Source organism: Ensifer sp. GW823-FHT05D09 (assembly GCF_058795755.1).
Map to the genome: position 1 here is coordinate 330,262 of NZ_JBXAIA010000005.1, position 20,804 is coordinate 351,065.

The 20,804-nt window shown below is 62.0% G+C and carries 16 protein-coding genes; 8 read left to right on the forward strand and 8 right to left on the reverse strand.

Annotated features, from left to right (window positions below; translation table 11 throughout):
- Positions 1-183 precede the first annotated feature (183 nt).
- Positions 184-2,130 carry a non-ribosomal peptide synthetase gene (locus AC1Q80_RS17445; protein ID WP_492361272.1) on the reverse strand — a complete coding sequence of 649 codons (1,947 nt, stop codon included), beginning with the start codon at positions 2,128-2,130 and terminating at the stop codon, positions 184-186.
- A gap of 677 nt (positions 2,131-2,807) precedes the next feature.
- On the opposite strand from AC1Q80_RS17445, the gene AC1Q80_RS17450 reads away from it, so the two are divergent.
- From AC1Q80_RS17450 to AC1Q80_RS17485, 8 genes are all read left to right on the forward strand, one after another.
- On the forward strand, positions 2,808-3,656 hold the full coding sequence (locus tag AC1Q80_RS17450) for a MetQ/NlpA family lipoprotein (RefSeq protein WP_492361273.1): 849 nt from the start codon (positions 2,808-2,810) through the stop codon (positions 3,654-3,656).
- A gap of 82 nt (positions 3,657-3,738) precedes the next feature.
- Positions 3,739-4,809, forward strand: a complete 1,071-nt coding sequence (locus AC1Q80_RS17455) for a methionine ABC transporter ATP-binding protein (protein WP_492361274.1) — start codon at positions 3,739-3,741, stop codon at positions 4,807-4,809.
- On the forward strand, positions 4,790-5,446 hold the full coding sequence (locus AC1Q80_RS17460) for a methionine ABC transporter permease (RefSeq protein WP_173421712.1): 657 nt from the start codon (positions 4,790-4,792) through the stop codon (positions 5,444-5,446). The genes AC1Q80_RS17455 and AC1Q80_RS17460 overlap by 20 nt, the downstream gene beginning before the upstream one ends.
- 144 nt (positions 5,447-5,590) lie before the next feature.
- Entirely contained in the window at positions 5,591-6,595 is a 1,005-nt protein-coding gene (locus tag AC1Q80_RS17465) for a sugar ABC transporter substrate-binding protein (protein ID WP_492361275.1), read from the forward strand.
- Positions 6,596-6,667: 72 nt separating this feature from the next.
- Positions 6,668-8,203: a sugar ABC transporter ATP-binding protein gene (locus AC1Q80_RS17470; protein WP_492361276.1), complete on the forward strand. Its 1,536-nt coding sequence runs from the start codon at positions 6,668-6,670 to the stop codon at positions 8,201-8,203.
- On the forward strand, positions 8,193-9,245 hold the full coding sequence (locus AC1Q80_RS17475) for an ABC transporter permease (protein WP_492361277.1): 1,053 nt from the start codon (positions 8,193-8,195) through the stop codon (positions 9,243-9,245). Before AC1Q80_RS17470 ends, AC1Q80_RS17475 begins: the two co-directional genes overlap by 11 nt.
- A 1-nt stretch (position 9,246) precedes the next feature.
- A complete protein-coding gene (locus tag AC1Q80_RS17480) occupies positions 9,247-10,236 on the forward strand; it encodes an ABC transporter permease (RefSeq protein WP_234902942.1) in 990 nt (329 codons plus the stop codon).
- Between the two features lie 201 nt (positions 10,237-10,437).
- Positions 10,438-11,853 (forward strand): LLM class flavin-dependent oxidoreductase, encoded by a 1,416-nt coding sequence (locus AC1Q80_RS17485; protein ID WP_492361278.1) that lies wholly within the window; start codon positions 10,438-10,440, stop codon positions 11,851-11,853.
- A 468-nt stretch (positions 11,854-12,321) separates the two neighbouring features.
- Here AC1Q80_RS17485 and AC1Q80_RS17490 read toward each other — a convergent pair whose 3' ends face one another.
- From AC1Q80_RS17490 to AC1Q80_RS17520, 7 genes are all read right to left on the reverse strand, one after another.
- Positions 12,322-12,588, reverse strand: coding sequence for a hypothetical protein (locus AC1Q80_RS17490; RefSeq protein ID WP_173421718.1), 267 nt, complete (start codon positions 12,586-12,588; stop codon positions 12,322-12,324).
- 515 nt (positions 12,589-13,103) lie between these two features.
- Positions 13,104-14,843, reverse strand: a complete 1,740-nt coding sequence (locus AC1Q80_RS17495; RefSeq protein WP_492361279.1) for a M14 family metallopeptidase — start codon at positions 14,841-14,843, stop codon at positions 13,104-13,106.
- On the reverse strand, positions 14,840-15,694 hold the full coding sequence (locus AC1Q80_RS17500) for an ABC transporter permease (protein WP_492361280.1): 855 nt from the start codon (positions 15,692-15,694) through the stop codon (positions 14,840-14,842). The genes AC1Q80_RS17495 and AC1Q80_RS17500 overlap by 4 nt, the downstream gene beginning before the upstream one ends.
- A gap of 4 nt (positions 15,695-15,698) precedes the next feature.
- Positions 15,699-16,622 carry an ABC transporter permease gene (locus AC1Q80_RS17505; RefSeq protein WP_492361281.1) on the reverse strand — a complete coding sequence of 308 codons (924 nt, stop codon included), beginning with the start codon at positions 16,620-16,622 and terminating at the stop codon, positions 15,699-15,701.
- 60 nt (positions 16,623-16,682) lie between these two features.
- Positions 16,683-18,215 (reverse strand): ABC transporter substrate-binding protein, encoded by a 1,533-nt coding sequence (locus AC1Q80_RS17510; RefSeq protein WP_492361282.1) that lies wholly within the window; start codon positions 18,213-18,215, stop codon positions 16,683-16,685.
- Between the two features lie 52 nt (positions 18,216-18,267).
- Entirely contained in the window at positions 18,268-20,100 is a 1,833-nt protein-coding gene (locus AC1Q80_RS17515; RefSeq protein WP_492361283.1) for an ABC transporter ATP-binding protein, read from the reverse strand.
- Between the two features lie 13 nt (positions 20,101-20,113).
- The gene (locus AC1Q80_RS17520; protein WP_492361284.1) at positions 20,114-20,698 is read right to left on the reverse strand and encodes a winged helix DNA-binding protein; all 585 of its coding nucleotides are present in this window, start codon (positions 20,696-20,698) and stop codon (positions 20,114-20,116) included.
- Positions 20,699-20,804: the final 106 nt, after the last annotated feature.

Here is a 20,804-nt window from a genome sequence, read left to right on the forward strand (position 1 = left end):
TCGGGACAGCATCGTGCGGCCGCCGGCAGGTCTGTATTGGTGTTTGATATCAATCGGCGTCGGCGCCGGGATTGAATATGCGGTCAGTTGGGACGGGAAAACCCGGTCGCTCAGTGTATCCGACGAAGAATGTCCGTGGTCGCAAGGGACTGAGAGGACCGGTGGCAGGCGACTTGGCTTCCCTCATGGTTCGGCCCTGCGAAGGTGCGACAATGTCCTGCGCCGCAAGGCTGCCCGCTCGGCTGCCGCTATCGCCCGGGCGCCTATCATTGCTTTGCCGTCGATGTAGCGCGCGAGGTCCCGGATCGTCGGATACTGGAACAGCGCGATCACGTCGATCGTGCGGCCGAGGCTCATCTCCAACGCCGCCTGCACCCGCATGAGCTGAAGCGATGTCCCGCCGAGATCAAAGAAATTGCGATCCGGTTCCACCGCCTGGATGCCCAAGATGTTACGCCACAATTCGGCAAGCAGCCCTTCGGTCCGGTTCGCGACCGGTATGTGATCGACCGCAGCCGTATCCGCGGGCAAGGGCAGCCTGCTCCGATCGACCTTGCCGGACTGATGCAGCGGAAGCTGATCAAGAACCATGACCACGCTTGGGATCATGTAGGCCGGCAAGGTGCTGCGCAGCCTTTCCATGACGCCGCGTTTGAGCTCGGAACGGGCAATGGTGATGGCTTCGCATGGACACAGATAGCCGACAATACGCTTGTTCTGAGGGCTGAGATCCTGGCAGATCACCACGCCATCGGCGAGGCGCGGATCGCGCCGCAGTGCAGCCTCGATCTCGTCGAGCTCTATCCTCTTGCCGTTGAGTTTGATCTGCCTGTCCCTGCGCCCCTTGAAAATCACGACACCGTGCTCGTCGAGGACGGCCAGGTCGCCGGTGAGATAACCGCGCGCAGTGCTGCCCTCCGTCTCGACAGTGACGAAGCGTTCCGCCGTCAGTTCCGGGCGCTTGAAATAGCCGATCGCGACGCCATCGCCGATCAGCAACAGCTCTCCCTCGACGCCCTTGACCACAGGCTTGTGATTGTCGTCGACGATCAGGATGCCGGTGTGGTTCACGGCACCGCCGATCGCCACGTCCTTGCCGTCGAATCCGGCTGGTATGTCGAAGGTACTTGCAAGAACCGTAATTTCCGTCGGACCGTAGCAGTTGGTCAATCGGCAATGGGGGTGGGCGGTTTGGAATCGTTTGACATGTTCAGCCGAAGCGACCTCTCCACCAAACAGCATATGCCGCAGCGACGGCAGCGGGCCGGATGCGAAATCGGCCAGCAGATTGAACAGACCCGTCGTGATCAGCGACACCGTGACGGCACGGTCGCGGATAAGGTCGCGCATACGACCAATCGAAAAAGTGCCGTCCGGCAAGCCCGCGATCGAAGCGCCATTGGTCAGTGCGGTCCAGATTTCGAAGGTAGCGGCATCGAAGGCGATGGTTGCTGCGTGCAGCACGACGTCAGCGCTACTGATTTCCACATAGTTCTGGTCGAGCGCCAGACGGGCAATGCCGCGATGCGGTATCGCGACGCCCTTGGGTCGGCCCGTCGAGCCTGAGGTGTACATGACATAGGCGAGATCGTCTCCGCCGACGTCGACGGTGGGCGCTTGTCCGGTCTCCGACACTGCAAGACCTTCGATCGCGGCCTTGAGATCGGCGGTCCTGCCGTGCGTGCCCGCCACCAACTGCATAGTTCCCGACGTGCACCTGTCGACGAATATCATCGTCGGCGCGCATTCGCCGATCACGTAGTTCAGGTGTTCGACGGGAAACGTCGTATCGAGCGGCAGATAAGCGCCACCCGTTTTCAGTATGGCAAGCATCGCTATCACGCTGTCGAGCGAGCGGGGCACGAAGAGGCAGACGATATCGCCCTTACCGACGCCTTCTGCCGCGAGGTAGGCAGCAAGAGCATCGGACAGCCGGTCAAGCTCCCCATAGCTCACCGACCGATCATCGAAGACGATGGCCGTTGCCGCGGGCGCGGCGCGTGCATGCTGGCGGACGTAGTCCTGAAGGGGCCGGTCCCGATCGTAGTGGAGCTTTGCCTGGGAACGGCGCACCTTGCCTTCCGATGCTTCGGCCTGATGGCCGGGCCTGGGAACTCGGACCTCGTTCATCGTCGTCTCCTGTTCGTCTCGAATTTGCCGGAAATGTTCCTGGAGCGTCTTTCGCCTCTCGAGGGCGGCCTGAGCGCTGCGGCGACGTCGAATGCCAATATTCCACGGCAGCAAAAGATGAACAGTTGATCATTGGGATAGCGACTGCGGGGTCAGGCGATCAAAGGGTGCATTTGCAATCCACTAAAAGACTATAATATATGGATAAAATGTATTAGTGGTGTTTGGCAGCGGCAGATCGAAAAAATCCATGCGGTTGTCGAAGGTCGCGACCTTCCCATCGCGCTTGAAGTAAGCCCGGTGTCCGCGCCCTGTGGTTCCGTTTCCGCAAGCCTGCTGGCATGATTGCCGTCCGCGCGCTCATTCGCTGCCGACGCGCGGCCTATGACGCAACGCCCTCAGCGCCTTTCTCATCGATCGCGGGACTGTGTCGGTCATTCCGAAAATCCAACTGCAGAAGCACGCAACTCGGTTCGACCTCGCCAAAAATCTCATTAGTCGATAAATTCAGTAGAAAATATATTCTTCCGACGTGTGTGATTGCGATAGGGAAAGTTCCCGTTCCCGAGCTTCCATAAATCGCCATTCGTTGTTCACAAAAGCGGCATTTGCGATTTTTGAGGCAGAAACAATCGTGTTTCGAAGTTGATCCTCCCAATCGCGAAAGCAAGATCACCATGTCGAAGATCCGCACAAACCTCCTGGAAACCATTCTCCTCTCACGGCGCGCCGCATTTGCCGCTTTCGCAGCGGCTGCGGTCACTGCCGTCAGCCTGGCCGCGCCTGCACCGGCGGTCGCTGAAGACAAGAAGGAACTCAAGGTCGGTATCATCTCGGGCGAAGACGAGGACGTCTGGCGCGCCGTGACGGCGGAAGCCGCCAAGAAGGGCCTGACCATCGAAACCGTCGTCTTCAACGATTACACCCAGCCGAACGAGGCGCTCGCCCGTGGCGAGGTCGATGCCAACGCCTTCCAGCACCTTCCATACCTCGAAAACCAGATCAAAGCGCACGGCTACAAGATCGTCCCGGTGGGCTACACCGGCGTCTGGCCGATCGGCCTCTATTCGAAGAAGCACACCAAGATCGCCGATCTGCCGGAAGGCGCCGTCATCGGCGTGCCGAACGATCCGTCCAACGAGGGCCGCGCCCTTCGCGTCCTGCAGAACGAGGGCGTGATCAAGCTCAAGGAGGGCACTGGAATCCTTGCGACGATCGCCGATATCGTTGAGAACCCGAAGAATGTCGCGATCAAGGAACTTGACGCCGGTATCGTCGGCCGCTCGGTCGATGACCTCGATGCCGCCGTTGTCAACACCGACTGGGCGCTGAAAAGCGGCCTGACGCCGGACAACCGCATCGCGCAGGAGCCGGTCGCTGACAATCCTTACCGCAATTTCATCGCCGTGCGCGAGGAATCGAAGGACCAGCCCTGGGTGAAGCCACTGGTCGAATCCTATCAGAACGACGTCGTGAAGGCCGAGTTCGAGCGTGTCTACAAGGGCACGGGCATCAGCGCCTACTGAGGCATGTGAAGATCAGCCGAGACAGCCCGCCATGGCCCTGGTCCATCGCGGGCTGTCTCGCCGTTTCCGGAAGGGAACCAGAATGAACAGACATGTGTCCTGGACGCCGGCCGAAACGGCCGCCGATAGCGGCGACGTCATCCGGCTTGCCGACGTTCGCCGTCGCTTTGGCGAGACGGCTGCCCTCGACGGGGTCTCGCTCGCCGTCAGACGCGGGGAGATCCTGGGTATCATCGGGCGCAGCGGCGCGGGAAAATCCACGCTCATCCGTTGCCTTAACGGTCTCGAACGGCCGGATGGCGGCAGCATCGAGATCGAGGGTCGGGAGATTACCGGCCTTGGCGAGGCCGAGCTGCAGCCGCTCCGGCGCCGCATCGGCATGATTTTCCAGCACTTCAACCTGCTGTCTGCCAAGACGGTCGAGGAAAACGTGGCGCTGCCGCTGAAAATCGAGGGGTGGCCAAAGGCAAAGCGGCTGGCGCGGGCGGCGGAACTTCTGGAGCTGGTCGGTCTGTCCGACAAGGCGAAGGCCTATCCGTCGGCCCTTTCCGGCGGCCAGAAGCAGCGCGTTGGCATCGCCCGGGCGCTGGCCGCAAGCCCCGCTCTGCTGTTGTCCGACGAGGCAACGTCGGCGCTCGACCCCGAGACGACACGTTCGATCCTGGCGCTTCTCAAGGACATCAACAGCAAGCTCGGCCTGACGATCCTCCTCATCACCCATGAGATGGAGGTGGTGCGCAACATCGCAGACCGCGTGACCGTCATCGATGCGGGTCGCATCGTCGAGGAAGGGCCGGTCTGGCAGGTGTTTGCAACGCCGCAGACGGAAACGACCAGGAGCCTGCTGAGCGGCATACGCCCCCAACTCCCCGACCATATCGCCCGGACGCTTTCCTCGGAGGGGTCGGGTGACGTGGTGCTCAGCATCGACATCGCCGGTCCAGCTGCCACCGGCCCGCTGTTGCAGGATCTTTTGAAGGCATTCCCGGGTGGCTACCGCCTGATCCATGGCGGCGTCGACCATATCCAGAAACAGCCCGTAGGGCGCTTTTTCATCGCCCTGCCGGCAGCATCGACGGCGGGCCTTGTTTCTTTTGTCGAGCGCCTCGGCGCACAGGTGGAGGTCCTCGGCCATGTCGCCGATCATGCTTGAACTGCTCTTCCGCTCGCTCTGGGAAACCATCGTGATGACGGCCGCCTCCGGCTTCATCTCGCTCGTCTTCGGTCTGCCGCTCGGGCTTGCACTGGTGGCGACCGCGCGCGGAGGGATTGCGGAAAATCTCGCAGTCAACCGCGCGCTCGGCGCGGTGATCAACGGCTTTCGCTCCGTGCCTTTCATCATCCTGCTAGTCGCGCTTATTCCCGTCACGCGCCTGATCGTCGGCACGTCGATCGGCACCTGGGCGGCCATCGTGCCCCTGGCGATCGCCGCGACGCCCTATTACGCCCGCATCGCCGAAGTATCGCTGCGCGAGGTCGAGCGCGGGTTGATCGAGGCCGTGCGTGCCATGGGCGGCAATCGCTGGACAATCATTCGCGAAGTGCTGATCCCGGAAGCAATGCCGGGCATCGTCGCCGGTTTTACCGTCACGTTGGTCACTCTCATCGGCGCCTCCGCCATGGCCGGTGCGATCGGCGCCGGCGGGCTCGGCGACCTTGCCATCCGCTACGGCTACCAGCGCTTCGAAACCGCCGTCATGGTTGCCGTCGTCGCCGTTCTTATCGTGCTCGTCTGCGGCATCCAGTGGCTCGGCGATCGGCTCGTCTCCCGCCTCGATCGTCGCGGTTGAAGGTCGGGCCGGAGGCGCGAGAGGCGCCGGCGACAGCGCTAATATTTCCGTCTCCGGTCGGGAATTGGAAAATTCTCTCTGTTTCGCAACAATAGTTCACTTAATTTATGGATTATATCTTTAATCCAGAGGATGAGAACCAGCATGACGGAAGAGACCCGCACCGGCGTCAACCGCCGCAACATTCTGAAGCTTACGGCCGCAGCCGGCATCGTCGCGGGGTCGGGGCTTCTGACAAGTCGTGCCGCCTTCGCTCAAGGCGAGCTCTCGCTCAAGGGCAAGCGCATCGGCATCAGCACCGCCGGCACGGACCATTTCTTCGATCTGCAGGCCTACAATGCCCAGGTCGAAGAGGTGAAGCGCCTCGGCGGCGAACCGATCGCTGTCGATGCCGGGCGCAACGACGGCAAGCTCGTCTCCCAGCTTCAAACCCTCATTGCGCAGAAGCCGGATGCGATCGTCCAGCTTCTCGGCACGCTGAGCGTCATCGATCCGTGGCTGAAGAAAGCGCGCGATGCGGGCATTCCGGTCTTCACGATCGATGTCGGCTCGGTCAACTCGATCAACAACGCCACGTCCGACAACTGGGGTATCGGCAAGGACCTCGCTCTCCAGCTCGTTTCCGATATCGGGGGAGAGGGCAATATTGTCGTGTTCAACGGCTTTTACGGCGTCACGCCATGCGCGATCCGCTATGACCAGCTCGTCAACGTCATCAAGTACTTCCCGAAGGTGCAGATCGTGCAGCCTGAACTGCGCGACGTGATCCCGAACACGGTGCAGGACGCCTTCACCCAGATTACCGCAATCCTCAACAAGTACCCGGAGAAGGGCTCGATCAAGGCGATCTGGTCGGCCTGGGACATCCCGCAGCTCGGGGCGACGCAGGCCCTGACCGCAGCTGGCCGCACCGAGATCAAGACCTATGGCGTCGACGGCAGCCCGGAAGTGCTCCAGCTCGTTGCCGACGCGAATTCGCCGGCTGCTGCCGACGTCGCCCAACAGCCGGCGGAGCTTGGTCGCGTCGCGATCCAGAACGTTGCGAGATACCTCGCCGGCGAGACGCTGGCGCGGGAAACCTATGTGCCCGCTCTGCTCGCCAACAAGCAGAATGTCGGCGAAATCTCCAGGAAGCTCGGCATCGGCTGACACCACGTCGACAACGGACAGCGACGGATGGCTGCGATCCATCCGTTTTGACGAGGCAAGGAGCGAACAGCAATGGTCGAGGCAGTGAGGGGCGACGGCGGCGATATCATTCGCCTTGATGCCATCGTGAAGCGGTTCGGAGGCGCGCAGGCGCTCTCCGGAGCATCGCTCGTCGTCAGGCGCGGTACCGTGCACGGCCTCGTCGGCCAGAACGGCGCTGGAAAGTCGACGTTGATCAAGCTGCTCGCCGGTCTTCATGAGGCAGACGAGGGGACGATCGAGATCGATGGCAAGGTCTACGACCGGCTGACGCCGCATCTGGTCGAGGACCTCGGCATCCACTTCATCCATCAGGATCGGTTGCTGGTTCCAACCTTCACCGTCGGTGAAGCGCTGTTCCTCGGCCGCGAGCCGCGCATTGCAGGCACACCCTTCCTTGACCGTGCACTGATGCGTCGCCGGTCTGCGGAAATCCTTGATCGCTACTTCGGCCTTAGGCTGCCGCATTCGGCGCTGATTGCGGATCTTTCGGCTGCCGAAAAGCAGATCGTCCAGATCACGCGGGCGCTGCTCGATAATCCGAAGGTCCTCGTCTTTGACGAGCCGACGGCAGCGCTCGTCCGGCGTGAGGCGGATCTGCTGTTCCAGCTCATCCGGCGCCTTCGGGACGATGGCGTCACGATTATCTACATCTCGCATTACCTCGGCGAAATCGCAGCACTTTGCGACACGGTGACGGTTCTGCGCAACGGCCGCGATGTCGCCACGCTACCGCTCAAGCAGACCTCGGCTGCCGAAATCGGCGCGCTGATGGTCAATCGCGAGATTGGCGATCTGTATCCGAAGCCGCAGGTCGTTGCCGGCGAGGCGCTGCTTGCGGTGGATGACCTCAGCCTGTCCAACCGCTACGCCAGCGTATCCTTCACCCTGCACAAGGGGGAAGTACTGGGGCTGACGGGGCTCTTGGGATCGGGTGCAAAGGAGACCCTCCGCACGCTCTTCGGTCTGCAAACAGCCACCGCCGGTTCGGTGGCGGTCAAAGGCGAGACGATTTTCACCGCAAGTCCGGCGAAGGCTACGGCCAAAAGTCTCGCACTTGTGCCGGAAGACCGCCGGCGGGACGGCGTGGCGCTCGATCTTTCCGTGACGGAAAACACGACGCTTGCCAGCCTCGACCGTTTTTCCAAGGGCGTGCTCGATCAGGGCGCCGAAAGGCGTGCGACCGAAGAGCTCGTCAAACGGCTGCAGGTCAAGACTGATGGCATCGACGCGCTGGTCAAGACGCTGTCCGGCGGCAACCAGCAGAAGGTGGCGATCGCCAAATGGCTCAGCCGCCAGTCCGAGATCTACCTGCTCGACGAGCCGACAGTCGGCGTCGATATCGCAGCCAAGGTCGAGATCTACACGCTGATCGGCGAGCTTGCCCAACGCGGCGCGGGCGTGATCGTGCTTTCGTCCGATATTGAGGAATTGCTCGGGGTTACCGACCGCATCCTCGTATTCTTCCGCGGCCAGGTCACGCGGGAATTCATCTCCTCCCAAACGAGCCCCGATCAGATCCTTTCGGAAGTGACCGGTGCCTACGAGACGCTGAGCAATGTTGGTTGACGCCCCATACTATATTCCCGGCTCCTTGGCCGAACCGGCTCCAAGCAATCCGCAGGATCCGCAAGCTAGCGGACCCGCATACGGGCAGCGGGTGGCGGCACTTGCGCTGCGCGGCGGCTCGCTGGCCGTCTTTATCGGCGTCCTCGTGTTCTTCTCCGTGACAGCGCCGTTCTTCCTGACGATCGGCAATGTCGGTAACGTGCTTGGACAATCCGCCATCGCCGGCGTTCTTGCGATCGGCCTGACGATCGTCGTGATCGGCGGCGGTTCCAACGTCGTGACGGGTGGCATCGATCTTTCGCTTGCCGCAAACATGGGGCTGAGTGCGGCCGTCTATGCGACGCTCGTGCAGGCGGGGTACGGAGACCCCGCGGCAGTCATCGCCGCGCTGGGGACGGGGCTCGCCATTGGTGCCGTCAACGCGGCTGCGATCACACTCGCCGGCATCGTGCCGCTACTGGCGACACTGGCGGTGATGAACGTTGTCGCCGGCCTTGAGTTGGTACTGACGAACAATACGGTGGTACCGGCTTCGACGGAACTTCTTCTTGCCCTGTCGGCAAGCGGGCCGTTCGGCATCCCCGTGCTCGCCTATGTTCTGCTTGGCTTCACACTGCTCGTTGCCGCCGTCGTGCAGTTTACGCCATTGGGGCTGAGGCTCTATGCGGTCGGCGAGTTTCCCGAGGCTGCGCGTGCCGCCGGGCTGCCCGTCAAGTCTTTCGTCGCCGGGTCCTTCCTCGCAAGTGGGCTGTGTGGCGGGTTTGCCGGGATCCTCTCCGTGTCCTTTCTGAGCGGCAGCACAACGGGGGCGGGCGATATGCTGCTCCCGGTCGTCGTCACGGCGTTGCTCGGCTCGGTGTTTTCGCGCCGGCTGGTGCCGACGATCACGGGAACGCTGCTCTCGACGCTGTTCGTCGGTTTCCTGATCAACGGTTTCCAGCTTCTCAACATCTCGAGCACGCTGGTTAGCGGTGTTCAGGGCCTGCTCATCCTGCTTGTGGTGTCCGCAACGACGCTGCTGCGTCGCCAGGAGAATGTCTAACATGTCGGCTCGACAGCTTTCCGTTTCCATCCCGACAGTCGCCCGCAGCATCGGGCGCCACGCGCTCATTGCAGCACTTGCAGCGGTCTTCGTTCTCTTCGCATGGCTTGCGCCTGCATTCCTTTCCGGGGCCAACTTGCTCAGCGTTCTGGTCAACAATTTCGCGCTTCTCGCCATTGTCGCGATTGCCATGACATTCGCCGTCTCCGCCGGCGGCATTGACCTCTCGGTCGGCACCGCCATCGATTTCGCGAGCTTTGCCTTTGTCTCCCTCGTCCTCGCTGGGCAGCCTATCCCGATTGCCGCACTTGGCGGACTTGTCGGCGGTGTTGTCGTCGGCCTTTTCAATGCGGTGCTGATTGCGGGTATCGGCATTTCACCGTTTCTTGCCACGCTTGGCACGCTCTTCGTCGGTCGCAGTGTGCAACAGTTGCTGACCAATGGCGGCAATCCGGTCTATCTGCCGCCAACGGGCGTACCGGACGCCTTCCGATTTCTCGGCCACGGAACCATCGTGGGCATTCCGGTTCCGCTCGTCGTTGCTGCCCTGGTGGTCGCGGGCGCCTGGCTTGTCCTTTCGCGCACAAGGTTCGGTCGCGTGGTGCTTGCAAGCGGCATTCAGGCCAGCGTTGTGCGATATTCAGGCATTGCGCTGCGGCGCTACACGGCCGCGACCTACATCCTCGTGTCGGGCATTGCGGCCATTGTTGGCTTGATCCTCACCTCGACGGTGACCGTCTATATTCCATCGTCGGGCAACGCCTTCCTGCTCAACGCCATTGGCGCCACCTTCATCGGCACGACGCTGAGCCCGCATGGCCGGCCGAACATTCCCGGCACGGTGCTCGGCGTGCTTTTGCTCAGCATCGTCGCCAATGGTTTGCTTCTCTCCGGCCTGAACTTCTACTGGCAGCAGGTCGGCACGGGGCTTCTCATTTTCTCGGTTCTTGCGATTGGCTTTGCCAACCGCAAGGCGGCTGCAAGGACTTAGGGTCTTGCTGCGCGATTTTGCCTTGAACGTCCGCATCGATCACCGGTCTCACGGTGGCAGTGTGCTGGCACTGTTCGACCACGCCAAAGAGCCGGAACCCGAATACGCCAACGAGAAAGCGTAAAAGGATCAGACTGTTAAGCGCGTTACCGTTGTAGAAATGATGCCAGCTGGCATCCCGTCAATGAGCTGGAGATTGCCATGGCACGCCACATCCGTTTCAACGCCTTCGATATGAACTGTGTCGGCCATCAGTCGCCCGGCCTCTGGGCGCATCCGCGCGACAAGTCCTCGAAATACAAGGATCTTGATTACTGGCAGGATCTTGCCCGTACGCTGGAGCGCGGCGTTTTCGACGGCATCTTCATCGCTGACGTCATCGGCTATTACGACGTCTACAAGGGCTCGAACTACCATGCCATTCACCAGGCGGCGCAGATCCCGGTCAATGATCCGCTGCAGCTTGTCGCGCCCATCGCCCTTGCCACCGAGCATCTCGGCATCGGCCTCACCGCGTCCACCTCGTTCGAGCACCCCTATACGTTCGCCCGGCGCCTGGCCACGGCCGATCACCACTCCAAGGGCCGCCTGGGCTGGAACATCGTCACGTCCTATCTGGAAAGCGGTGCGAAGAATGTCGGGCAGGGTGGCTTGCGCAAGCACGACAACCGCTACGAGGTCGCCGCCGAGTATGTCGAGGTGCTCTACAAGCTGCTCGAAGGATCGTGGGAAGAGGGTGCTGTGGTGCGCGACGGCAACAAGCGCATTTTCACCCATCCGGAAAAGGTCCATGAAATCGCCCACAAGGGCAAGTTCTTCGAAGTTCCAGGCTACGGCCTGACGGAGCCGTCGCCGCAACGCACGCCAGTCCTCTACCAGGCAGGTGCATCTGGCCCCGGAAAGACCTTTGCCGCAGCCCATGCGGAATGCATCTTCGTGGCGGCGCCGACGAAGTCCGTGCTGAAGGCCTATGTCGCCGATATCCGACAACGCATCGCCGACGCCGGCCGCGACCCGAAGAAGGTCTATATCTACACGTTGATCACGATCATCACCGACGAGACAGAAGAGAAGGCGCAGCGCAAGTTCGAGGATTACAAGAGCTACGTTTCCTACGACGGTTCACTGACGTTCATGTCTGGCTGGAGCGGGATCGATTTCGGCCAGTATGCCCCGACCGACGTCGTCGAAAAGATCGAGACGAATGCGATCCACTCGTTCGTCGAGCATATCGCTGGTGGCGACAAATCCTGGACCATCGACGAGCTTGCCCAGTTCGGGGGCATCGGCGGTATGGGGCCGGCCTTCGTCGGTTCGCCGACACGTATCTCCGACATTCTGCAGGAGTGGGTGGACGACACGGATGTTGACGGCTTCAACATTGCCTATGCGGTGACGCCAGACAGTTTCGAGGATGTCGTCGCGCATATCGTGCCAGAACTGCAAAAGCGCGGAGCCTATCCCACGACCTACAGGCCGGGCACGTTGCGCGAGAAACTCTTCGGCGAAGGTCCCTATCTGCCGATCACTCACCCTGCAGATCGATATCGTGATATCGAAGCCGTGAAGCGACGCGACGCCGGTGGCGTGGCGGTGCTAAAAGCGGCGAACGCCTGATCGTCAATGAATTGGGGCAACTCCGGTCGCCCCGGGACGCACATCCGCGCAGCAGCCGGTACAACGCAGCCTCTTTGGCTCACGTGCACTTGCCTGACCGTTTCAGCGCATCGCTCAGCGGAAGCGCGGGGGTTTTGGCGGGGCGTTGGTTTCGAGTTCATGTCTGCTCGCGAACCTTCCCAACAGGGAAAGGAGTTTTCCCTGTTCCTTGCTGTTTATGCTGTGCCGGACGCAGTGTTCTACGACATCGAACACCGGTTTGGGCGGTTGCGTATTCAGCCGTTGCTCAGGGGTATGTTTGGACATGACTGCACCTCCGGTGGAGTAACGCCCATGAGGCGTTCGAGTTCCATCGGTTAGGCACTTTCTTGTCCAGCTTCAGGTTCGCTCTGGCCAAGCTGGGACATGATAACGGTCCGGCAGGGCCGCCGGAACGGTCGCACAGGAGCGTCCTTCTCCGCGCTCTCCTTAGCGACCACCCATTGTCAGGGGTGGCCGAAACATGCGCAGGTACGGTTCGATGCTGTTTTCGATCTCCCTGCAAGCTCGCTCGTATTCCTCAATCAAAGACTGATCGGGGTGATCACTCGACCGCAGGGCATCAAGTTGCATCGAGGCTTCGGCATAGGCGACGAAAATCTCGCTCAAAGAAGGGCTTTTCAAGTCAGACAGAACATGCCGATAGAGAGGCAGGCGCAGCTTCAACCTCGCTCGGCCAATCTTCTCCAGTTTCATCTGCATCTCCGTATCGCTGCGAGATCACATGCACTTTTGGATTCAACTTTGCACGTTGCGAAAGGTTCCCCATTCCCAATCGACGCAAACAGATTTGATCTTCCCGCGGTCGCTTTTGCCGCCGATCGAGCTCGAACGCCACCCTCGACGCCAACACGTTCACCGCCGGAGAATGGGGCGGGGCCTGGAGCCGCGTCCAACCCTTCAGTGGGTCGCACAGCCTTTGCACGCTGACGGCATCCCGACGGGCAGCAATTCCTGCTCACGCCACAGCGGCAAACGCTGACGGTGCTCGATCTCACCTGGATAAGCAATACGACAGCCTGCGGCTGATTTAGTCGCCGGCGTTGGCCCGAGACGCAGGACGAGCCTTGCTATCCGTACGTGGAACGGTGCGGTGCCGAACGTCCACCGTTGGCCATGACGGTCGCGGTTGAGAGTGCCGCTGATCCAGGCAGATGCGACGGCCTCGAAGGGCCGTCCCCTCATCGGCGTAGGTCGCGCCGAGCGAACGCCTAGGCGATTACCATCATCGATTGAAACGCCTCATAGGCAGCCAGAACCGTCTCGCGTTGCGCGTCATGGCCGGCCACGAAGGCGTCGCCATAGATGGTTTCGTCTGGATATTCCGTGATCAGCGTCAGCGGCGCCTTGTGGCGATCGTCGACGGAGATGAGGCAGGGGAAGCCGTTGATGATGCGGAAGCCGGTTTCGCCGGCATGGGTTTCGTAAAGCGCGATCTGCCTGTCGTTGTAGCCAAGCAGGCCCGGGACCGCAGCCAAGCGTGCAGTCACCGCCTCGATCAGTTGTTCGGCGCGCGCCTCCCAATCGGCGTGGTGGCGCATGATCAGGAAGAAGCCCTTCGGCAAGGTCCACATGGCAAAGCCGCGCGGCACGTATCCCGACAGCGGCCGCGTCCACTCGTGCGAGGGGTAGCCGTGCAGGTTGACGTGGAGTTCGGCACCCGAGAGCGCATCCGCCTCGTTGCGGATCGCCCGCTCGTTGAGGGCCGTGCCGGTGCGGTATTCGAGATCGTCGCCAAGCGCCGTGTAGCGGGCGGCGTGATGCATGTGCAGCGGGTTGTCAGCGCGCAGGCGCTGGTGAACGGCGTAACCGTCGGGGTTTTCGAGCGGCGAGATCGTGAAGTGCGTGCCGGGGAGGGCGGCGAGCGTCTGAGCTGCCCGTAGCGCGCCGACGATGCCGGTGGTCTCGTTGGGGTGCTGGCCGCCGCTGATCATCACGGCGGCATCTGTGCCCTTGTGATAGCGCGCCTTGACCGAGCGACCGGCGCGCGAATGCGCTTCAAAAGGCTGGCCTTCTATCTTTTCCAACTCGGCATGGATCTGCGCGACGGCAAGCGGTGCCTGCGCCGTGTCGAGCGGCTGGGCGTCGCCCTCGGCGTCCGTCGTCGCGAGCGGCCTAGTCTCGACCCGGATCGCGGGCTTGCCGTCGGCAAAGACGATTTCCGGCACGATCTGGCCGGGTTTCAGCCCGCGATCGCCGAGCGGGCGGCCGGACTTCTTCTGGAAGAATTCGAGCAGCGAGAAATAAAAGTCCTCGTGCAGCGCTTCACGCAGGCTGACCACCTCTTCTCCGACCGGCAGCCGCAGGTCGTTGATCGGCAGCGTCGCGCGGATGTTGAGTTCGTCGAAATAGGGTTCGCTGTCGCCCCAACCATGTTCGGCGATCGCCCGCATGGCGCCTGTAAACAGCCGCTCATAATCGGTTTCGAGATGGCATTCGCGCCGCTTGCTGCTGGTGTCGTCAAGACGCACCCAGCCTGTCGGGGAAAGCAGCGTTTCGCCGATGAAATCGGTGTGCTGGCGGTTGGGTGCAAACACCGCGTGGGTTTCCAGGCGGCCGTCAGCAAAAGTCAGCGCGACGTCGTAGGTCAGCGCCTGGTCGCTGCCGCCGACGAAGGTGATCTCGGCATCGCCGACCAGCGCTGCCAGCGGATAGGTCTCGAGCAGGAAGCGGTTCGCGGGGCAACCTTCCGGCTGCGGATATCGGATATTGACGCACTTCAGCGCCTTGAGGTCGACTTCCTCGAGGAAGAAATGCAGGAGCGGTTTGTAGGCGCTCCTGAACTTCGCCTCGACCCCGAAGACGGCGAGCTTCTGCTCGGCCGCCTCTCGGCTTTTGCGGTCATCGAAGAGCCATGCCTCCAGCCGGGTGCCGCGGGCAGCCTCCTTGCCGTAGGTTGCGAGCATGGTGTCGAGCGTGCGCTCGAAGGTCCCTTCGAATATCGTGGTCATCGTGAAGTTCTGCCTGTTGGGTCGAGACTGTCGCGCAGCCAGTCGCCGAGAAGGTTGAGGCCAAGGACGGTGAGAAGGATTGCAAGGCCCGGGAAGACACTGACCCACCAGGCGTTCTGCAGGTAGGTGCGGCCGTCGGCCAGCATGCCGCCCCAGCTCGGGATCAGCGGGTCGACGCCGAGGCCGAGGAAGGTCAGGCTGCTTTCGAGCAGGATGTTGTTGGCGACGTTCAGCGTCATCAACACGATAACAGGGCCGATCAGGTTCGGCAGCAGATGCTGGAACAGGATCTTGTAGTCGCGAACGCCGATGGCGCGGGCCGACTGGATGAACTCGCGCTCGCGCAGCGACAGCACCGAGCCGCGCACCAGGCGGGCATACTGCACCCATTGCGACACGATCAGGAGGATGATGGTGTTGGTCAGGCCGCCACCGACGATGGCGATGAAGGTGATGGCAAGCAGGATGAAGGGAAGCGCCAGCTGCACGTCGGCGAAACGCATGACCACCATGTCCCAGAAGCCACGGTAGTAGCCGGAGATCAGCCCCATCACCACGCCGACGACGACGGCGCCGGCAACCGACGTGAAGCCGACCAGAAGCGAAATCTTGCCGCCAGCGACAACGCGCGCCAGCACGTCACGGCCGAGCGGGTCGGTTCCGAACGGGTGCGCCCAGTTGACGAAGGGCGGTGTCAGCCGCGCCATCAGATCGATCTTGTCGGCGCCACCAGGGAAGAGCACGCCGGAGAACAGAACGGCGAGGCACATTCCGCCGGCAAGCAGCGCCCCGAGGATGAATTCGAGGTTGCGGAAACGGGCAAAACGCGAGTTTGCGGCCTTGGTGGTCATCGGCTCACTCCGTCCGGATGCGCGGGTCGACGAGGCCATAGGCGATGTCGACGATGAGATTGACGCCGACGATCATCAGCGAGAGCACGGTGATGACGGCCTGCAGCACGGGATAGTCGCGCGCGCCGACGGCGTCGAAGGCAAGTGTGCCCATGCCCGGCCAGTTGAACACACGCTCGACCACAACGATGCCGCCGAGCAGGCCGCCGAACTGGAGGCCGAAATAGGTGATGAGCGGGATGGCGCAGTTACGAAGGGCGTGCTTGTAGAGCACCTTGCTTTCGCTGAGGCCCTTGGCGCGGGCGACCATGATGTATTGCGACTGCAGCGTTTCGAGCATCGCCGTGCGCACCAGGCGCACATTGGTCGCCGTCAGGATGATGCCCATGGTGACAGCCGGCATGATGAAGCTTGCAAACCCGTCCATGCCGCTCGGCGGCAGCCATTTCAGGGTGATCGAAAACAACAGCACCAGCATGATCGCCAGCCAGAAGTTCGGGAACGACAGGCCGACGAGCGAGAGGATACGGATTGCCTGGTCGGCCCACTTGCCGCGGGCAACCGCAGCCTTGATGCCGAGCGGGATTGAAATGATGATCGAAACGATGAGCGATGCGAAGGCGAGCATCATCGTGGCGGGCAGGGCGGCGGAAATCAGCTGCGAAACAGGGGTCCCGCCCATGAAAGAGCGACCGAAATCGAAGACGAAGAGGCCCTTGATGAAGGCAAAATACTGCGCCAGGAACGGCTGGTTGAGCCCGAGCGCCTCGCGGATGCGCGCAAGGTCTTCTTCGGTGATGCTGCCAGCGCCTTGAGCGAGCATCAGTGCCGGGTCGCCGGTCAGGCGGATGGCAAAGGAGACGGTGAGCGTCACGACGAAAACGACGAACACCGCCTGCAGAACACGTTTGATCAAAAATCCGGCCAACTTACCCGCCCTTCATGAAGACGATCCGCCGCCCGCCAAAGCGGGCGGCGGATCTGATTGTTATTCTACCGTGACGTCCGTCAGCCGCAGGCGGCTGTCGGGAACGGGCGTGAAGTTCTTGACGCGCTTGCTCACGCCGTAGATGGCGTTGAGGTTGTAGAGCGGCATTTCCAGCGCACGGTCGGCAGCGTAGTTGGCGATCTGCTTGAGGATTTCCTCACGCTTGGGCTGATCGGTGATCGAGCGCTGGGATTCCAGCAGCTTGTCGAGATCGGCGTCCTTGTCGTAGGGGTTCCACTTTTCGCCCGAGTGGTACATCGAGTAGGCAGTGTTGTCGTAGTCGAGCGTCCAGCCGCCCCAGGCCTGCTGGAACATCGCACCGGTCTTGCCGGCGGGGATGATGTCGTTCAGCAGAACGTTGGTCTCGTAGGGCTTGATCGTCGCGTTGATGCCGACGAGCTGCAGATAGCTGGCGACGGCCTGCACCACTTCGTTGAACGTCGCATCGTTGCCGCGCACGTCGATCTGGACGGAGGCGCCCGGTGCGACGCCAGCTTCCTTCAGCAGAGCCTTCGCCTGCTCGGGATCGTAGGGCAGCGGCTTCATGGACGGGTCGAAGCCAAACGACAGTTCACCCTGGAAACTGGCGATCGGAGCAGCCTGGCCGCCGAGGATCGACTGGATGATGGTGTCGCGGTCGACGCCGAGGATCAGCGCCTTGCGAACCTTCGGGTCCTTGGTGATGCCGTCGCGGGTGTTGAAGCGCAGAGCATAAACCGTCGGGCCGGGGGTGGAGACGATCTCGAGCTTGTCGTCACCCTGGATCGTCGGGATCATGCCGATCGGAATGGTCGGCGGGATGACGAGGTCGACGCGGCCGGCCTGCAGTTCGGCAACGGCTGTCGCCGGCTCGGCGATGAAGCGGAAGTCGAGGTTGGAAAGCTTCGGCGCGCCGCCCCAATGCTCGGCGAAGGCTTCGAGCTTGATTGCGACCTTCGGCTCATAGGAGACGAACTTGAACGGGCCGGTGCCGACCGGATGGATGTTGAAGTAATCCTCGCCCTTTTCCTGGATGTACTTCGGCGGAACGATCATCGCGCCGTAGCCGGCGAGCTTGGTCAGCAGGACCGGATCCGGCGCCTTCAGGTGCAGATCGACGGTCTTCTCATCGATGATCTCGACTTTTTCGATCGCGGCATAGTTCGACTTCTGCGGGCCCTTGGAGCCCTCTTCGCCGAGCAGGCGGTCAAAGGTGTACTTCACGGCTTCGGCGTTGAAGGGTTCGCCGTTGTGGAACTTGACGCCTTCGCGCAGCGTGAAGCGCAGGCGCTTGCCGCCATCGAGCTCTTCCCATGATGTCGCGAGGCCGGGAACCAGCTTGCGGTCAGGACCGCGATAGGTCAGGCCGTCGAAAATGTTGGTGGAGACAGATGCCCAGTTGACGAGGAAGGTGTCGACCGGATCCCAGCTACCCGGATCCTGCGGCGACGAAACCGTCAATGTGCCAGCGGCAAAGGCCGGCCCGGTCGTCAGAAGGCTGCCAGTCAGCGCAAGCGCGATGAAGGCGGCGTGGATCCCCTTTTTGTTGATCATTTTTTACTCACTCCTGTTTCGACTGCCTTCCCTTGGAAGAGAGAAAGCGGCTTTACGCGTCCAGGGCCACGAAATGGCCTGGCGCGATCTCCTTGCGCGGTAGCACCGCGGGTTCTTGTCCGACACGCCGGATCGGGCTCGGGATCTCGCCCTCGATCATGCCGCGGTCACGACCCTTGCCGGGATCTGCGACGGGGACTGCCGAAAGCAGCCGGCGGGTATAGGGATGACCTGGGGTCTCGAACACCTGGCGGCGGCTGCCGAACTCCATCACCTGGCCGAGATAGAGCACGGCGACGCGATGGCTCATGCGCTCGACCACGGCCATGTCATGGCTGATGAAGAGGTAGGCGAGGCCTTCCTGCTCCTGCAGTTCCATGAACAGGTTGATGATCTGCGCCTGGATCGAGACGTCCAGCGCCGACAGGGCCTCGTCGGCGATGATCAGCTTCGGCCGTGAAGCCAGCGCGCGGGCGATGCAGACGCGCTGGCGCTGGCCGCCGGAGAACTCGTGCGGGTAACGCTGGGCATGGGCGGAGGTCAGCCCGACGCGCTCGAGTAATTCGTCGACGCGCTTGGCAATCGCCTTTTCGCCGAGGATCAGTCCATGGGTGCGGATCGGTTCGGCAATAGAGAAGCCGACGGTCTTGCGCGGGTCGAGCGAGGCGAACGGATCCTGGAAGATGTACTGGATTTCCTGCTTCAGCCGCTGGCGCTCGGCAAAACTCATGGAGGAGACCGGACGTCCGCCAAAGAGGATTTCGCCTGAGGTGGCGTTCTGAAGCTGCTGGATCGTGCGGCCGATCGTCGATTTGCCGGAACCGCTCTCGCCGACGAGCGCCAGTGTCTCGCCGGGGAAAATGTCGAAGCTGACATTTTCGATGGCGTGAACCCGGTGCGTTGTCTTGCCGAACAGGTTCTTCTTGACGTCGAAGCGGGTGACGAGGTTGCGCACCGACAGGATCGGCGCTGCATCGTAGCGGGCGGTGCGCTGGATGTGCTCCTCGCCCACCAGCGTCGGCGCGCCGTCGATCATCATCGTCAGCGGCATGCGCTTGGGGAAGTCCTCGCCGGTCATGCTGCCGAGCTTGGGAACTGCGGACAGGAGCGTCTGGGTATAGGGGTGCTTTGGGTTGGCGAAGATCTCGGCGACCGGGCCTTCCTCGACCTTGCGACCTTTCCACATGACCACGACATCGTCGGCCATCTCGGCAACGACGCCCATGTCATGGGTGATGAAGATCACCGCCATGCCGAGCTCCTTCTGGAGGTCGCGGATGATGGTGAGGATCTGCGCCTGGATGGTCACATCGAGCGCCGTCGTCGGCTCGTCGGCGATCAGCAGCTTGGGGCGACAGGCAAGCGCCATGGCGATCATCACGCGCTGGCGCATGCCGCCGGACAGCTGGTGCGGATAACGGCCGACGAGTTCGGCCGAATCGGGCAGCCGCACCATGTCGAGCAGCCGGCATGTCTCGGTGAGCGCCTGCTGCTTCGTCATCTTCTCGTGCAGCATCAGCACTTCGGCGATCTGGTCGCCGATCGTGAACACCGGGTTGAGCGAGGTCATCGGCTCCTGGAAGATCATGGCGATCTCCTTGCCGCGAATGCTGCGCATCGCCTTCTGCGGTTCGACCGTCAAATTCACTTCGCCGTTCTTGCCCTGGAACAGGATCTTTCCGGTCGGGAATTTTCCGCCCATCATGTCGGCGAGCCGCATGATCGACAGCGACGTCACCGATTTGCCGGAGCCCGATTCACCGACAATTGCGAGCGTCCGGCCGGCGGTGACCGAAAAGCTCAGGTCTTCGACGACGGCATTGCCATTGAAGGCGACGGATAGGTTCTCGACCGCCAGCAGCGGGGGTGTCGTATCAGCAGTCACGCGATCTTCCTTGTCACAATGTGGTCGCGGCGCGCGCGGACTGTTCATAGGCACCCGACATGAAGCGCAGCACGGCGGCGATTTCCGAGAGCGTGTCCTCAGAGGGCCGTGCATTGGCCGTTGACGTCACGAGTAGGCGCTCGCGGATCTGAGCATAACGGGTGCAGGCCTCTGCCCCCTTGTCGGTGATCTGGATGGTCTTTTCCTTGCCTTCCTTGCCGGTGGTGACAAGGCCTGCCGCCTCGAGCTTGCGGATGGCATAGGTGGCGACATGGGTGTCTTCGATGTCGAGCACGAGGCAGATGTCGGCGAGCTTCTTGCCACGGTCGCGGTGGCGGATCGTATGCAGGATGAGGATTTCTGTGGATGAGAGGCCGGGAACGCCGGCGGCGGCCATGCAGCGCACCATCCAGCGGTGAAACGCGTGCGAAGCGAGAATCAGGCCGTACTCGACTTCGGAGAGGCCCGGGGACCCGCCTTCGGCAAGATGTGCGGAGGAGACGATCGGGCCGATGGCGGCCACAGGCTTCATATGGCCGGGCAGAGCGTCCTGCGCCCACTCCCTGCCGTCAAAGCTCTCCTCAGACTTCTTCGTCATTCAGCACTTCCTCATCTTGACGATTTTATGTCATCATTTTATCGACATTTTGTCAACGAACTGCTTTGATGAATTTCGGAGCCGACCCGAGCTGGCGGCATACGAG